14 protein-coding genes are annotated in these 16,226 nt (G+C 67.5%); 5 read left to right on the top strand and 9 right to left on the bottom strand.

The window, feature by feature from the left end:
- Window positions 1-62: 62 nt before the first annotated feature.
- The 9 genes from ACWEEU_RS28700 to ACWEEU_RS28660 all read right to left on the bottom strand — a co-directional run bounded on the left by ACWEEU_RS28700 (window position 63) and on the right by ACWEEU_RS28660 (window position 10,132).
- Window positions 63-644 (bottom strand): DUF6624 domain-containing protein, encoded by a 582-nt coding sequence (locus ACWEEU_RS28700; RefSeq protein WP_451736196.1) that lies wholly within the window; start codon window positions 642-644, stop codon window positions 63-65.
- On the bottom strand, window positions 641-1,708 hold the full coding sequence (locus ACWEEU_RS28695; RefSeq protein ID WP_451736193.1) for a GntR family transcriptional regulator: 1,068 nt from the start codon (window positions 1,706-1,708) through the stop codon (window positions 641-643). Before ACWEEU_RS28695 ends, ACWEEU_RS28700 begins: the two co-directional genes overlap by 4 nt.
- A gap of 128 nt (window positions 1,709-1,836) precedes the next feature.
- Window positions 1,837-2,568 carry a hypothetical protein gene (locus tag ACWEEU_RS28690; protein WP_451736190.1) on the bottom strand — a complete coding sequence of 244 codons (732 nt, stop codon included), beginning with the start codon at window positions 2,566-2,568 and terminating at the stop codon, window positions 1,837-1,839.
- Entirely contained in the window at window positions 2,565-3,053 is a 489-nt protein-coding gene (locus tag ACWEEU_RS28685; RefSeq protein WP_451736188.1) for a hypothetical protein, read from the bottom strand. Before ACWEEU_RS28685 ends, ACWEEU_RS28690 begins: the two co-directional genes overlap by 4 nt.
- A 243-nt stretch (window positions 3,054-3,296) precedes the next feature.
- Window positions 3,297-4,715, bottom strand: coding sequence for a glutamine synthetase family protein (locus ACWEEU_RS28680; protein WP_451736185.1), 1,419 nt, complete (start codon window positions 4,713-4,715; stop codon window positions 3,297-3,299).
- A 1-nt stretch (window position 4,716) separates the two neighbouring features.
- Window positions 4,717-6,225, bottom strand: a complete 1,509-nt coding sequence (locus tag ACWEEU_RS28675) for an amino acid permease (RefSeq protein ID WP_451736183.1) — start codon at window positions 6,223-6,225, stop codon at window positions 4,717-4,719.
- 6 nt (window positions 6,226-6,231) lie between these two features.
- Complete coding sequence (locus ACWEEU_RS28670; protein WP_451736182.1) at window positions 6,232-7,317, bottom strand: hypothetical protein; 1,086 nt, start codon at window positions 7,315-7,317, stop codon at window positions 6,232-6,234.
- Between the two features lie 371 nt (window positions 7,318-7,688).
- Window positions 7,689-9,533, bottom strand: a complete 1,845-nt coding sequence (locus ACWEEU_RS28665) for a glycoside hydrolase family 15 protein (protein WP_451736294.1) — start codon at window positions 9,531-9,533, stop codon at window positions 7,689-7,691.
- Between the two features lie 50 nt (window positions 9,534-9,583).
- Entirely contained in the window at window positions 9,584-10,132 is a 549-nt protein-coding gene (locus tag ACWEEU_RS28660) for an ATP-binding protein (RefSeq protein ID WP_451736179.1), read from the bottom strand.
- A gap of 93 nt (window positions 10,133-10,225) precedes the next feature.
- On the opposite strand from ACWEEU_RS28660, the gene ACWEEU_RS28655 reads away from it, so the two are divergent.
- The 5 genes from ACWEEU_RS28655 (at window position 10,226) to ACWEEU_RS28635 (ending at window position 15,869) form a co-directional block, all read left to right on the top strand.
- Complete coding sequence (locus ACWEEU_RS28655; RefSeq protein ID WP_451736177.1) at window positions 10,226-11,629, top strand: XRE family transcriptional regulator; 1,404 nt, start codon at window positions 10,226-10,228, stop codon at window positions 11,627-11,629.
- A complete protein-coding gene (locus tag ACWEEU_RS28650; RefSeq protein ID WP_451736174.1) occupies window positions 11,626-12,513 on the top strand; it encodes a phosphotransferase in 888 nt (295 codons plus the stop codon). Before ACWEEU_RS28655 ends, ACWEEU_RS28650 begins: the two co-directional genes overlap by 4 nt.
- A gap of 1,288 nt (window positions 12,514-13,801) precedes the next feature.
- Entirely contained in the window at window positions 13,802-14,008 is a 207-nt protein-coding gene (locus ACWEEU_RS28645) for a helix-turn-helix transcriptional regulator (RefSeq protein ID WP_451736171.1), read from the top strand.
- Window positions 14,009-14,074: 66 nt separating this feature from the next.
- The gene (locus ACWEEU_RS28640) at window positions 14,075-15,163 is read left to right on the top strand and encodes a tyrosine-type recombinase/integrase (RefSeq protein ID WP_451736169.1); all 1,089 of its coding nucleotides are present in this window, start codon (window positions 14,075-14,077) and stop codon (window positions 15,161-15,163) included.
- A gap of 535 nt (window positions 15,164-15,698) precedes the next feature.
- A complete protein-coding gene (locus ACWEEU_RS28635) occupies window positions 15,699-15,869 on the top strand; it encodes a hypothetical protein (RefSeq protein WP_451736166.1) in 171 nt (56 codons plus the stop codon).
- The last annotated feature ends 357 nt before the right edge of the window (window positions 15,870-16,226 follow it).

Here is a 16,226-nt window from a genome sequence, read left to right as displayed (position 1 = left end):
GCGACCGGTTACGACCGGCGTTGAGACGGTCGGGGCCCTGCGGGGCTGTGTGGCGGGGGGCTTCATGCGACGTCCAGAGCGGTCAGGGTGATGGTCTCGGTTGTGGTGTCGTGCGGGGATGCCGTGAGGCGCTCGCGCAGTTCGGCGAGCGCGGCCGCGGCGGGAGGCAGTCCGGATTCGGCACGTCGTATGTCGAGGCCGTCCGGATCGAGGACCGGGCAGGCGTGCGGGCCGTCCGGGCCGAGGAGGTACTGCGTTCCGAATTCCTGGAGCGCGCCGTTGTTGAGCAGAGCCCGGTCGTGGAGGTGGGCCCAGTGGTGCGCGTGAGCGTCGCCCCGGTCGACGGCCTGGCGCATCAGGCGGGCGGCGCGGGCTTGGAAGAGGGGCAGATCATCGGCGTGGAGGGCGAGTCGCCATGCAGCCCGGGCGGCATCCGGACCGACGAGACGGTGACCGGGCCACCCGTGCTCGTCGATCACGAACTGGATGACCTTGCCGTTGGCGACGTCCTCCTGGCGGGCTCGGCCGAGCTGCACGCTGTCGAGCCGCTCGCGGGCACGCCGGCCCCACTGATCGGCGGCCCGGTCGGCGCGGACCAGTAACTCGCGGGCGAGGGACGGGTTGAGCGGTGTGCTCGGTGTCATGAAGCGCTCCGTCCTGATCCCAGTGAGGGCGCGGCGCCGGCGGATGACACCGGGCGGGGCGGGGTGCCGTCGGTCAGGTCCAGGAGTTCGCGGACTGCGGTGCTCAGGCAGGCTGCCCGCCACATCCGGAGGTCCAGGTCGTTCGGGGGCGGCGCCGAGGCCGTGAGAGCGGCGCGTCGCATGATGGATTGCACCTGCGGGTCGTGTGGATGGCGCGCGATGCTGGTGTGGATGAGAGGTTCAACGGCCGCGATCAACTGGACGAGCGCCTGGTCCAGTTCTGCTGGTTGCGGCATGTGCCGGGTTCGCCACCACAGCCAGAGTCGGCCGCATACCTGCCGGAGGGATTCGTGATCGGGCATGGGTGTCGGCCGCGCTTCGGCGCGCAGCCGGACCCGTGTGATCAGTTCTTCGAGTGGCGGTCCTCCGCCGGCGATCAGCGGGTGGTTGTAGCGCAGGGTGGGCCGACGGCCGGCCTGGAAGTGGAGGAGGTTCTCGTCCGACAACTGCCGCAACGCCAAGGTGACGTATTGAGGCGACGAGCTGATCGTCCGCGCCAGCTGCTGTACTGGCGGCAGCGGGCTCGAGTGTGGGTAGACGCCTCCCTCGATCAGGACACGCAGCCAGTCCGCCACCTGTGTGGGCCGATGGGTTGTGGCCGCGCCGACGATGCGGAACCGATGGTAGGGCTCCACGGTGACCAGTCCCTCGGCCTGCAGGTCCTTGACGGCCAGCTCGACGCGCACCACCGACGACTGGGTGTAGCCGACTTCTGCAGCCAGCTTCTTCATGGGCACCACGAGGCCGGGCGGGTAGTCCCCGTTGGCGACTGACTTGCGTATCCGGTCGGCGAGTTGCTCGACGCTGGGGCCTCGCTGCGTGGCTTCGAGGAGGGCCCGGATGAGGTTTTGGGCCCGGTACACGCTGGACGTGGTGATGGGGCGCAGGGAGCCGGTGTCGGAATCCCGTACATCGCTGGTGAGTTCGCTCCATAGCGCGGTGGCGCTGCGTGAGGTCTGCGCATCGCGGTGGGCTGCGGCGACCGGCAGCCACGTGTTCAGCATGCGCCGGACCTTCTCCCGGTCGGTTGCCGAGAGTTCGGGGGTCCTGGTGGCGTGCCCCAGCCGAACGAGTTCGCCCCGGAGTCTTGGTGCTGGGTCGGTGCTCTCCGCGTGGAGCGGGGGCGGCGTGGTCATGCTGAGTTCCTCCGGGTGGGGTCAGTGGGCGAGGCTGCGGCGGCGACCGGAGGCGACGAGAGCGGGGGGCCGCTGCCCCTGTCCTGTGCCGCCCCGGCGGGGAGTGTTACGGCGCAGCGGATGATGTCGGACAGTGCCGGGCGGTGCTCCGCGGGCGACTGGAGCCGGGCGACTCGCTCTCCGTCCGTGCCGATCCCTCTGCCGGTGCTGGTCCACCCGAGGTCGGCGAGATATGCGGTGAGGCGCGCGACGAGCTCGGCGGGTGTGTCGGCGCCGGAGGTGAGCAGGGCTTCGACGCGCACCGAGGGCAGGCCGGCGCGGGCGGCATAGTCGGTAGCCCACAAGGTCAGGAGCCGGGCCACACCCGTACCCGCCTGGCCCGGCAGCGCGTAGACGTGCCGGAGCAGGAGGGCCGGTCCGCAGTCGGCGCTTCCCCAGCACCGGGTATCCGGCTCGCGGCCGAGCATCAGACAGCAGATCAGGAGGCCGTCGTCGAACATGCCCAGGGGCATACGCGCGGCGGTCTCGCGGAAGAGGCCGGGGACGTGGGCGGAGCTGGCATAGGGCCTGTACTTGCGGCCGAGCCAGGCGAGCCGGTCGGTGACCAGGGCCTCGGCCTCGGCTCGCTCGGCAGCGGTGTGCAGCGGCCGCATCTCGTAGGCGGCGTAGGACTGCCCCGTACCGGGGGGCGAGAGAGGGGCGTGGGCGGTGCCTGACACGGCGCTCATCGGTCCGCCTCCCTGGCCACAGCGCTTGGACGGTGGGCGTCGAGCAGCCCCCATCTGTGGGCGCGGGCGACGAGCAGCGTGGTGTTGTCCGCTCCCGCTTTGCGTAGAAGTCCGGCCAGGGTGGAGCGGTACTCCTGTGGTGGGATGCCGGCGGCCTGGGCGATGTCGGCGGGCCGGGTCTCGGTGGTGATGGCGCGGAGCAGGCGGTGTTCTCGCTCATCGAGTTGCGGGGCCCGCGCGGTGGAGGTGGAGGGTGGCAGGAGGTGGGGGCTCAGGCAGTCGAGGAGGTGGGCGACGATGACGGCGGTGGAGCAGCCTGAGGGCAGCCCGAGCTTTTTGCGGATCTGGGCCCGCACTGCTGTGGCCCGGCTGTAACAGACGGCGAGTTCATCGGCGATCTGCTGGTTCCGTAGCCCTCGCACGAGGCGGAGCGCAACCCGTTGCTCCGCATCGGTGAAGCGGACGGGGGCCGTCGTGGTGGTCATCGAAGTCCTTGGCGTTTCGATCGGTCGAACGGAGGGTGAGCTGTGGGGTCTGGCGTCGGTCCCGCGACGGCGGCCCAGACGACTGCCGCTGACAGTGGTCCGGGCGGTGGGGGGAACGGGCCGTCCTGCGCGGGGGTGCTCGCTGCTGGGCCGGGCCCGCGTCGGGCAGCCGGAGCGGTGCCGGGTGCGGGGGCCGGTGTCTCCTCATCACGATGGGACACCGGCCCCCTGAGCCGGGGGTGGTCAGGAGCGGGAGAGGAACAGCTCGCGGTCGGTGTCACTCACCATGCGCGCGTGCGTTTGGATGGCGCCGCGCCCGAGGGCCGCGTAGTGGGCGACGACGTCTCGGCCGAGCGCCTGCTCCGCTATGCGGCTCTCCTGGAAGACTTCCAGGGCCTGCCCCAGATTCTCTGCCACGCGAGGTGCCGTGGTGTTGTAGCTGTTGCCGGTGACGGGCTTGGGCGGTTCCACACCGGATGCGATGCCGTCGACGACCCCCGCGATGACGGCAGCGACCGCCAGGAACGGGTTCGCGTCAGCGCCGGCCACGCGCACCTCCAGGTGCCGGTGGGCGCCGGCGCCGACCACCCGCACGGCGCAGGTGCGGTTGTCGCGGCCCCAGGTGAAGCGGGTCGGGGCGAACGACTCGTCCTGGAACCGGCGGTAGGCGTTGACGGTCGGCGCGTACAGGGGAGTCAGGTGGGGCAGGACGCGCAGCAGCCCGCCGATGGCCTGCCCCAGTTCGCTGTCGGCTTCGTCGCCGGGTGAACTCGCGAAGTGGGACTCGTGGGGGTCGTCCTCGCTCCACAGGGACAGGTGGATGTGGAGGCCGCTGCCGATGCCGGTTTCGGGTGCTGCCATGAACGAGGCCGTCATGCCGGCGCGTTCGGCCAGCTGCATGGCGGCGAGCTGCATGCGGAGGTGCTGGTGGCATGCCTCCGTGATGTCCCCCTGGTAGGGGAAGGTGGCCTCCACCTGGCCGGGGGCGCCCTCCAGTTTGAGGGCCTCCAGGCGGTGGCCGGCGTCGGCCAGGGCGCGGCTGAGGTTGTCCAGGTAGTCCTGGACGAGGGGCGGGGGGTCCGTCGAGTAGTCCATGTTGCGGGTGAAGGCCGGTTCCGGCTTGCTCCATCCGCTGCGGGCCATGTCCTCGCGCGTGCCCTTGAGGAGGACGAACTCGGTCTCGATCCCGACCTTCGCCCGCAGGCCGAGTTGGGACAGCAGGTCCAGTTGCCGTTCGAGGACCGCGTGCGGGTCGACGGGGAGGGTCTGGCCGAAGTCGTCCGTGGCCTGCCCGAACACGTGCGCCGTGGTGGGTTGTCCGGGCATCAGCGCCAGCGTGGACAGGTCGACGCGCACCCGCATGTCGGGGTAGCCCGTGGTCCAGCCGGAGGCGAGTTCGGGGACGGCGATGTTGCGGCCGTCGGTGTCCATGAGGTAGCCGCACATCTCGACCTCGGGGTGGTCGACCACCTTGCTCAGGAAGTGGCGCACGTCGTAGCGCTTGCCCTTGGGGCGGCCGTGGGGGTCCACCACGGTCAGCAGCACTGTGGTGACCGGGTCGGCCGTGTCGTCGGCTCTGGCGCGCAGTTCGTTCAGCGGGAGCCGGGGCGTGCGCTGGTCCGGTGCGGCCAACGGAACGGAAAGGAGCTGGGTGTCTTGCATCTCAGACCCTGTCGTAGGTGGAGCCGGTGGTGACCGGGGCGCTCGGGATCTTGTAGTTGTGGCGGCCGGAGACGCGCCACCAGAACCAGGCGCCGAGGAGGGCGACGATGCCCGCGACCGGCGCGTAGTTGAAGGTGTCGACGTTGATCGGAGAGGTCTGGGGGAGGCAGAACAGCACGCTCACGATGGCCACCCAGATCACGGCGAACGCGGCGATCGGGACGCCCCAGCGGCCTAGGCTCCACGCGCCGGGCGTGAACGAACGACGGCTACGCAGGCGCAGGACGATCGGGATCGCGTAAGCCGGGGTGATCCCGATGACATTGATCGACGTGATGGCGGCGTAGGCGGTCGGCGAATACATGCTGGGCAGGGCAAGGGCCAGAGCGACAATCACCGCCAGCCACACCGCGGCAACCGGAGTTTTGGTGCGTTCGCTCAGGCTGTGCCACAGCTTGGAACCGGGCAGCGCCCCGTCACGGGAGAACGCGAAGATCATCCGGGATGTGGCCGCCACCTCGGCGCTCCCGCAGAACAGCTGAGCCACGACGACCACCAGGAGCAGCACCTTGGCCGGACCCACACCGAGCGCGTCGATGAAGATCTGCGCGGGAGGAACCCCCGTCGTGGTGGTCAGGGTGCCGGAGTAGTCCTGGATCGCGAACACCAGGGACGCGAGGAGCACGAAGCCGGCCACCCAGGACCAGAGGATCGAGTGCACGATGCCCTGGGCGGCAGCCCGCCCCGCATTCTTGGTCTCCTCGGACAGATGCGCGGAGGCGTCGTAGCCGCAGAAGGTGTACTGGGCCAGGAGCAGGCCGAGTGCGGCGACGTAGAGGTGGTTGTGGAAGCCGCTCTCGTTCACGAACTTGGTGAAGGCGAAGCTCGCGTTCTGGTGGTGGCTGGGCACCAGCCACAGGGCGAGGCCGATCAGGGCCACGCCGCCCAGGTGCCACCACACGCTCACGCTGTTGAGCACGCTGACGAGCCGCACACCGTTGAGGTTGAGGAGAGCGTGCAGGGCGAGGATGCAGATGAAGATCACCATGATGGTGGTGTTGCTCGGGATGATGCCCCACTGGAGGTTGAGCAGGGCGCCCGTGAAGAGCGCGGCCCCGTAGTCGATCCCGGCGATGCCGCCCAGCAGGCCCAGCAGGTTGAGCCAGCCGGTGTACCAGCCCCACAGCCGGCCGTTTTTCCCGCCGAGCTTCTCGGCCTGGAAATACAGGGCACCGGAGGTCGGGTAGGCGCTGGTGACTTCGGCGAGTGCGGCGCCGACGCCGAGCACTCCGGCTCCGACGAGGATCCAGCCCCAGAGCATGACCGCGGGACCGCCGTGTCCGAGCCCGTACCCGAACAGGGTCATGCACCCGGACAAGACCGAGATGACGCTGAAGCTGATCGCGAAGTTGCCGAATCTGCTCATGCGGCGCCGTAAGACCGGCTTGTAGCCGAGCGACTCCAGATGCTGCGCGTCCGCGTCGACGGCCGGCGGATGTATGTGACTCATGAGGAACTACCTCCGGAAGGGAGTCGGGAAGCGGGCCCAAGTGGGGCCGCTGGGTTGTGCGTGGCGCCCGCCCTGTGTCTCGCGCCCTTTGCCCTGGGGCGTCTCGTCCTGAGGGGACTGACGGGTGCCGCGGGATCGTCGGCCGAGCTTGAAGGACTGGCTGCGGGCCGAAGTGAGAAGCTGGTGAGCCCGGTGTTCGTCACCACCGGCCGCTGCCAGCCAGGGAGCCAGCGAGGCAAAGCGCTCCATGACCTCGAAGACCTGGCGGGATTCGTCGAACCGGTGTGCGGCCCAGAGCGCCAACGCCAGGTGGCTGAGGTCTTCCACCTGGCAGGTGCGCCGAGGGTCGGACTGGCTGAGGAACCACCGGTAGGCCCTATTGGTGGCGATCTGTGGGGTGTCGTTGGTCCACTCGGTGCGCCATGCCGGATTGGTTTCCTGGTACGCGTGCTGCCGCAGCATCGCGTGCAGCGGCAGCACGTGCAGAGCCGAGGAGGCAGGCAGGTCCCTGTGTGACACCGCCCAGGAGATGAAGTCGATCTCGGGCGACTTGATGGCCCGGACGAATGCAGCTCCGTGATGGAAGGCCGCCCGGTTCCACCGGTCCAGCATCCGCACGCTGTTCAGCAGGTCCCATGGGCCGTGCGGGACCAACTGCCGGTCGGCGTGAGGAACGCAGTTCTCCTCATAGCGCCGGTGGACGTCCAGCGGGGACAGCGCCAGCGCGGACACCCACGGAGTCGGATCGATCTGGGTGCGCTGCGTAGCAGCGAGGCACCGGCTGCGTGCGCGCAAGTAGTACTGGTCGGCCTCGGGATGCTTGATTCTGGCGGCCTGCCAGGCCCGCTTGACCTCCACGGCCGCCAGCAGCGCAAGCGCGTTGTAGCTCTGCGGCTCTTCGGTCAGCCAGTTCTCCACCACGGTGCTCTCCTGAGCAGTAGCGGCGAGAACCCCGATGCGGAAGGTCCGCAGCTGCCAGTCCCTTCCGGTCGCGTCCAGTAGATCGCGGGCCGGCGTCCAGTGCATGGCCCTTAACTCCTGTAACGCCGTGGCCAGAGCGCGGTCGTGGCCGGCCGGGCTGAAGTCGGTCACTGCGCCCCGTCCTCACTGGTCAGCGGCGCACTGTCTCGGTAGGGGGGACGTATCAGGTGGGGGAACATGAAAGTCCTTCACGAGGAGGGAAGTACGAGGTGGTCTGCTTCGGGTGACGGTGCGGTGTCGTGCTCGCATCAACTGACAGGTGAGCGTCGTGCGCAGGGACGCCTCGGCCTCCGGTAGCGCCGACAGGAGCGTGCACAGGGCCTTGTGCGCTGCACCCATGCCTTCCCCCCGAGGGGACGGGGCGGCACAGCACGTCCTACGCGCAGGGTTGCGGCGAGCGCGGGGGGACTGAGACCGGCTAGGTGGGGGACGCGCGGTCGGACATGGCAATCCTCAATGTCAGGGGGTGGATGGGGGATAGATCAGGCAGGTGAGGGGACGGAGGCTTCCTGACGGCCGGGCGTCTGCGGAATGCGCGCCGTGGGCACCGGGGGGCTGGAACTCGAGATGTCGACGCCGAGCTGTTGAAGGAGCAGCGCGCTGTCGACCACCCCGGTGTGACTGAACGCCTGCGGGAAATTGCCCAGTTGGCGCCTGGCTGCGGGGTCGTACTGCTCGGCCAGCAGACCGAGTTCGCTGCGCAGGGCCAGGAGCCGCTCGAACAGCGCGCGGGCCTCGTCCGTGCGGCCGATCAGGGCGAGCGCGTCGACCAGCCAGAACGAACAGAGCACGAAGGCGCCTTCGTCGTCGGCCACGCAGTCCACCCCCGGTCGCAAACCGGACGTCGGGTAACGCCACACCAGGCCCTCCGCGGCGGCCAGCTCCTGCTGCACGGCCTCGACCGTGCTGACGACGCGCGGATCGTCGGCCGGAAGGAACCCCACGCGCGGGATCAGGAGCAGCGCGGCGTCCAGCTCGGCGGAGCCGTAGAACTGCGTGAACGTGCCCCGCACCGGATCGAAGCCCTTCGCGCAGACCTCGCGGTGGATCTCGTCGCGCACCTCGATCAGCTCGAACACGTCCACGTCGAGGAGCCCGGCCTCGGCCAGACGGATCGTCCGGTCCACCGCGACCCACGTCATCACCTTGGAATGCACGAACTGTCGGCGCGGGCCTCGGACCTCCCAGATCCCCTCATCCGGCTCCCGCCACCGCTCCACCACCTGCCGGATCAATCGTCGGTGCAGCACGGCCATGTCCGCGCACCGCGCGACACCACCACGGTGCGCGAGGAACAGCGCCTCGACCACCTCGCCGTACACGTCGAGCTGAAGCTGTTGTGCGGCCCCATTGCCGACCCGCACCGGTGCCGACCCCTCATACCCCGGCAACCACGGCAGTTCCCGCTCGGGCAGCTCCCGCTCCCCAGTGACGCCGTACATGATCTGCAGGTTCTCCGGATCACCGGCCACCGCCCGCACCAGCCACCGCCGCCACTCTTGCGCCTCGTCCTGGTACCCGGCGCCGAGGAGTGAGGACACGGTCGTGGCGGCGTCGCGCAGCCACGTGAAGCGGTAGTCCCAGTTCCGGCCTCCGCCGATCTCCTCGGGCAGTGACGTGGTCGGCGCCGCCACGATCGCACCGCTCGGCGCGTACGTCAGTGCCTTCAGCGTGATCAGCGACCTGACCACCGCCTCGCGGTACGGGCCGTCATACGTGCACTGCCCCGCCCAGTCCCGCCAGAACGCGAGCGTTGCGGCGAGCGCGGCGTCCGGGGCCGCCACCTCCGGTGCGTCCTGGGCGTGGGACGGAGACCAGCCGAGCGCGAAGGCGACGCTCTCCCCGGCGGCGACCGTGAAGGAGCTGGCGACCGCGCCGTCCTTCTCGACCTGGGGCACCGAGGTATCCAGCCACCACGCGTCCGCGCCGGCCTCGGCCACCATGCGGCCACCCTCGCTGTGTATCCACGGAATCGTGCGGCCGTAGCCCGCTCTCGGGCGGATGGTGGAGAGCATCGGCACCTCGCCGACCAGGCCCTCGACGATCCTGATCACCTGCGGTGCGGCAGCGTGCGGCGGCATGAAGTCCACCACGCGCACCGTGCCGGTGCCCGTGACCCACTCCGACTCCAGGACGAGCGAATCTCCCCGGTACTGCCGCACGGCCGCCGCGGGCTGGCCGGCACCATCGGTAGAGGCCGGAGCGAGAAGCCACGACCCATGCGCACGCTGTCCAAGGAGTGCCGCGAACACCGCGTCCGAATCGAACCTTGGCAGGCACAGCCAGTCGATCGCGCCGTCGTCAGCCATGTGCGCACTGGTGTGCATATCGCCGATCAGCGCGTACCGCTCAATTCGGGCCCTCGTCTGCAACGTACTCACGCCGTCTCCTCGGAGGCATCGTCCAAGCGGAAGACGGCCACGGCGTCCTTCCCGCCATTCCCCGGCACGAACACGAAACAGTGCGTCAGGCCGCGGACGAGGGGCAGCCCTCTCCCGCTGGTTGCGTCATCTGCAGGGAGCCGCTCGCGAGGCACGGTCGGGTCGTCATCGTGAACCACGACGACCAGACGACCGCCCTCTTGCGCGACCGGGAGGCTCTGGACGAGGCAACGTGCTCGCTTTTGCGCCACGCCCGGCACCTTGGCGTGCCGCATCACGTTGGTCAGCAGTTCCGTGACAACCAGGCCGACCTCAAAGGCCAGCGAGCCATATCCCCACATATGGACGCTTTCCATGACGATGTTCTTGACGTGGTGGATGGCCTTCTCCGACAGCACCAGCTCTTCTTTGAGCTGCGTCGATACTCCTGAGGTAACGCCGTGCGCTCCAACGGGAGCGTTGAGAAGGTTCACCATGTCCAAGTCCAGTTCGTTGTCCGGAACCCCTCCTTGGGCTTCCGGTTGCGGTGTGTACTGGTTCTGCACCGGTCAGCAACTATTGAGCAGCAGCGCGTGAGGCGCGTGTAGTTGGTGATGCGGATGTCTCGCGATATCCGCATCAGGAGGTCAGGAGCCGCAATGCCGCAGCCAGAGAAGGTCCTCGACCCGACCCGGTCCCCGGAGGAGTGGTTCGGGAATGAGCTACGCCTGAGACGCAAGGCGGCGGGTTACCCGAAGGCAGGTCCCTTCGCCAGCAAGGTGCAGGTCAGCGTCGATGTTCTTCTGAAGATCGAGAAGGGCAACTATCGGTGCCCCCAGGACCTGCCACCTCGTCTCGACGCCGCCTTGGACACCGACGGCCTGTTCACCCGCGCATGGGCCATGGCATTCGGTCATGCGGATAAACGGAGCCGCGATGCGGATAAACGTTCCCCACTGCCCACGGAGGGGGCCGTTCCGCAGCTAGAGCGCCGCATCCTGGAGGAAGGCGCCCCAACTTCATCGACCAGGAGCCCTGACTCTGTGCACCGACGCAACATTCTGGCCATAGGGAGCCTCGTAGCTCTCGCCCCGCTAGACCTCTCCGCCTTGCTCAGTCCCACGGCAGCGCCTTCGGCACCCAACAAGATCCGCCCCAAGGAGATCCGCGAACTCCGAGACATCGCATCTGGTCTGCATACGTGGGACAACGCGTACGGCGGGGGCGGCCTGATCAGCCAGTTGGCCACGAACTCCATGCAGTGGGCTGTCAGCCTCTTGTCCGCCGATTGTCCTTCGCCACTGCGTACTGAATTCCTCGGAGCCGTGGCCCAACTGGGCCTCGTGGCAGGCGCCTGCCAGTTCGACGTCTATCGCCACGATGACGCCCGTGTTGCCTTCAAGGTCGCCGTGGAATGTGCGGAGGAGGGTCAGCACTGGCATCTTCGCGCGAAGGGATATTCCTTCCTGGCGCGGCAGGCCATCTGGCTCGGGGACGCGGACGATGGACTGACCAACGCGGAGAAGGGGTTGGTCCGACAAGACCGGCTGACGCCGGCTGAGCGCGCCATGTTGCACACAGCCAGAGCACGTGCATTCGGGAAGCTGCATAACGTCCAGGAGACGATCGCCGCCGTTGGTGCGGCCGACGACGCCTTCGCCCAGCGGTGCCCCGAGAACGAGCCGCCGTGGATGGCCTATTACGACGAGGCCCAGCACAACGGTGATACCGCCCACGCGCTTTGGGATCTCGCCGTTGGGATCGAGGAGTACGACCCGGCACAGGCCGGGCAGCGCTTCCAGGCGGCTGTACGTGGGCATAGTTCGACTTTTGCCAGGTCTCGCGCGATGTCGTGCATCAAGTTGGCGTCGTTGGCCATGCGGAGGGGAGACCCTTACGAGGCCGCAGCCATCGGACGTAGAGCCCTGGAACTCGGTGGCGGCCTGACCTCCCGTCGAGCGGCTGACGACCTACGCCAGCTCGGGCAGTTCGCTGGTCAGCATTCCAAGATCCAGCCGGCGGCTGAACTAAAGGAAGCCATCGGCGCTACCTTGCGAGCATGACAAACAGCGCGATGCCCGCTCTCGACGCACTGCGTGACGCCTGCACCGAGATCGGCCTTGATGCTCGCGATGCGGAGCCGATCCGGATCGCGGAGAACCAGATCTGGCGACTGCCGCACGGGGTCGTTGCCCGCGTTGCGCCACCCGACCGGATCGGGTCCGCAACCCGTGAGATCAACGTCGCCCGATGGCTGGCCGGACACGGCGTTCCGGTCGTGAGACCGTTGAGCGTGAACCAGCCGCTGAAACGCGGCGGGCGAGTGCTGACCTTCTGGGAAGAACTCCCGCCGCACCGTCAAGGATCGACCCAAGACGTTGCGCTGGCTCTCAAGCATCTACATGCCCTGCCACTTCCTGACTTCGACATCGGGCGCTTGGACCCCTTCGTCCGCATCCCTGAGCGGCTGCGTGCCGCCCAAACCTTGGCGGACGACGACCGGAAGTGGCTGACAAGCTTGTACGAGGATCTCGTGCGGCGCTGGACCGCGGGTCTGCCCCCGGGCCTTGCCACCGCGCCGGTTCACGGGGACGCGTGGCCCGGCAACGTCGTGCGACTCGAAGGCGGGGGGTGGCTATTGATGGACCTGGAGCGGTTCTCGGCTGGACCGCCCGAGTGGGACCTCGTCTCGACCGCAGTCCGGGCTAAGACCACCGGAGCGGTCACGGAAGCCGAGTACGACGCCTTCTGCGAGAACTACGGACACGACGTCACGACGTGGGCAGGCTACGAAACCCTGGCAGATACGAGGGAATTGCGCATGGTGACCTACGCCGCCCAATACGCGGCGACCAACGATCAATGGCGAGACGAAGCTCAGTACCGCGTCGACTGCCTGCGCGGTCGCGGAGGGCCGCGCCCCTGGAATTGGACGGGGATCCTGTAGACGACCTTGATCGGGCCGGTTGGCTCGTCATGCTGAGCGCATTCGCCTACGGCAGACAAGAAGGAGCGCAGAAAGGCTGGATTAGCACCGCACCGCGGCGAAACTCGACCGACTTACGTGCGATGGTCTTCTGACGGCGCGCGCTGTCAAGCGCCTTTCCATCGCCCCGCGCTAGTGCCTGCGCTCGTTCTTCGTCATCGGTGATCGTCTGCGGCACCTCCCGCACGCGGCACGCACGCCCTTCAGACCCGTACGTGCCGGTACCGCCCCTGTCGATGCTGTGTACGCAGCGCGTAGCGCGACGTCCGCGTCCGACTGCCGGACCACGTGTCGCATCGTTGCCCCTCTCGAACGCGTGGTGTCCGCTTGAGGGCGATTCGGAGAGGCATTCGCTCACGGCAGACGAGAAAGAGCTCGAAGAAACTGGATTTTTCCTCCAGGAACATGTCAACGTAGAGCGTGCCGGAACACTTTAGGACGCACAGCATGGCTGCGCGTCAAATTAACGGAACTCTGTTCAGCGGTGCGTGATTTGTAATGCCGATACTTCTATCCCGGACGCAAGTGGCGGATAAGTGTCGTGTCGGCGGACGTACAGGAGGCGATTCGATCGGCGGATCGATCCGTGCTGTATTTTATCTCGCCTAGTGAAACAAATTTCCTCTATGGTGCCTCTGCTTCTGACGGACTCGGACTATCGATCGTCTGCCCCGCCGGATTCCGATGGGCTGACCCTAGGCTTCTCCATCAACCTAGTCATCGATTCGGTCATAATCGGCACCCAACATTGACGGAATTGCGCCTCCGTCTCGATCGACGTCTCATCGCTTCAGTGGCAGGCGACCCAGGGGCGAGCGAAATTCCTTGCATTGAGGGTGAACTTCGAAACGAGGACCGAGCAAGGCCGACTTTAAGTCCGTGTAGGAGGGTTGCTTACGGTGCGGCGGGATGGCAGCCCAGACACCATTTCGTACCGGCCGACCTCATAAGGGGCCGGGCCCTTGTTCCGGTAGGGCGGGGACGGAGCATAGACGGCGATCGCCGGTTAGCCAAACAGGCGATCACCGTGATTATTGAGGTGTTCGCTTTTCGGCTGCGCTTGGCGGTGGAGTCGTGGCGGCCGCAGGCAGCTCCGCGTTGGCGAGAGGAGACGCGGGGCCGCTCTGTTGCATAAGCGCGCGCTGCTGGCCCTGACGTGGGTGATTGACCTGCGCCGTGAAACGTCCGGCAGCCCGGCTGAGTTGACTCGCCAGCTCGGTCTTTCCGCCCTGTTTCTGAGGATGAACCCATGCCTGACCGTTTGCTGTCAATCCCCGCCGTCGCCGCTGCCCTGGATGTCGACCGCCGCACCGTCTACCGCTTCATCGCCGCCGGAGACCTCCCCGTCGTCGATCTACGCACGGGAATGGAACGCTCCCGCGTCCGTGTCCCCGCTGCCGGGCTGGAGAAGTTCATCGCCAGCAGACTGGTTGCTTCCCCTCGCGCCCGTCAGTGATCTCTCGCCCTCCGTCCGTCCCTCACCGTTCCCGTACGAAGGAGTAGTACCGCGTATCTACGCAAATTGAAGTCCGGCAAGTGGCAAGCGACCGTACGCAACCGGGCTGGAGACCGGTTCAGCGAGTCCTTCCCCCTCAAGACACAGGCGCGGGCCTGGGGCATCGAGCTGGAGACCCAGTTCGCCCGCGGAGGCATGCGCGACCCGCGGGCAGGCGAAGTGGCGTTCCGGGAGTGGCACGATCGGTGGTGGAACGCCCGCATCGTCGAACCCCATACCCTGCAGGGCGACGCGTCGAGCATCAAGAACCACGTCATGCCCTACTGGGCGGACTGGGAGATGCGGGCCATCACCCGCATGGACGTCCAGAGCTGGATTCGCTCCCTGGTCGAAAAGGGCGCAGGCCCCGCCGCGATCAAACGGGCCTACAACTTGACGTCGTCCATCATGCGTGCAGCGGTCGACGACGATGTGATCGCGGTGAGCCCGTGCCGCAGCATCGATCTTCCGCCCATCGCGATCAAACCTCCTCAGTGGTTCACACCCGACCAGGCGCAGAGCATCCTCGCCGGACTCGCCCCCGCCTGGCAGACGATGTGCCTGCTCGGCTTCTACACCGGGCTGCGCTGGGGAGAGCTCTCCGGCCTCCACCGCCACCGTATTGACACGCGCCGCTCCCGCCTGTTCGTAGTGGAGGTCAATACCAAGAGCGGCATCAAGGAGTACCCCAAGAGTTCAAAGAGCCGGCGGGAAGTGCCCCTCCCGCCCCACGTCCTGGAAGCCCTCGAACGCCACATCCACCGGCTTGACCGCGACGCAGTGGTCTTCACCACCATCACCAAAGGCCGCTCCGGACGCCTACTCGCCGACAGCAACTGGCGCCGGCAGACCTGGTGGCCCGCCGTTGAAGCGGCCTATCACTTCCGCGACGACGGCGAAATGCAGCTCGTCCCGCACTACCCGCCGCACTCCATGCGCCACACCTGCGCCTCGTGGCTGGTCCAGAGGGGGGTCTCGCTCTACGAGGTCCAGCACCTCCTCGGCCACGAGAGCTTCCAGACCACCCAGCGCTACGCCCACCTCCAGCCAGACGCCCACAAGGCCGTGCTGGGAGCATGGGAACGCATGGAAACCCCGCTCACTATCGACGCATGAACGTTCCTTCGCCCTGCCCTCTGCGGACAGGGCGAAGCCGTTCCCTGGTGGAACAGTGGCAGTTCAGTTCACGGATCGGTTGACCGGCGGAGGTCGAGGGCTTCCGGCCCCGGCCCGAGCACCTTCCCGACCTTCAGTGCGCTGTGATGGCTGTAGATCCGGCGACCAAGAGCCACGAGAACATGGGCATGACGGCCTTCATTATGGCGGGGCGAGGCTTCCTGGTGGAGTCGATGTGCGGACACGACCAGCCCCGCGGGTACCCCCTGCACGCTGAGCAGGACCGGTACACACCGGCGATGAAGCGGGCCGCGAGGCTCTACCACGAGCACCGTGCGGACTGCGTGGTTATCGAGGCGAACAACGGCGGCGACTATCTGCCCGCGCTGCTGGAGCAGGTGGACCCGACGGTGAACTGGCGAATCGTTCATGCGACGCGTGGGAAGCGCTGGCGGCCCCGGCGGCGCAGTTGTACGAGCAGGCTCGGGTGTTGCACGTCAGCCCGGCGCGGGTGTTCGTGGAGTTGGAGGAGTAGATGACCACGTTTGTCGGTCAGGATGAGACGGAGGACTCGCTGGACCTGCTGGATTCGGTGGTGTGGGCGTTGTGGGACCTGTTCCTCGATCCGACGATGCCTCCGCCGCGTGGGGGCGATGACCAGCGGCTGCGGGGGCGGAGGCGAGGTCGTGCTGTGCTGGTCGTCTAGGGCGCTTTGACGCATATAACTTGACGCATGGGCCTGCGGGCGTTGCTTAATTGGGTTTAGGTATGTACTGGCACCATCTTTGGTGGCGTCACATGGGCGAGGGCCGCGCCTCTGGTTGGACGCCTTGGAGCGACCCCCGCCAGCGGTTAGTTACTGCCGCACATGCAGCGGACGATGTGAAGGATCAGGAGTGCGATCCTGATCACGAGCATCGTCCGCTCGCGGCGCTGCGTTTTCTCTTTCCTCGTCCCTTCGCCATCCTCTAAAGGCTGTCCCGTAACCACGGCCCATCCCCGCGGGGCGGGGCACTCCGCGCTCCCGGGACTACCCGAAGATGAGCTCGACGTCCTTGTCCAC

This window comes from Streptomyces sp. NPDC005004 (assembly GCF_053600675.1).
Note: the sequence above shows the minus strand (reverse complement) of the source record. Positions and strands in the feature narration are given on the sequence as shown.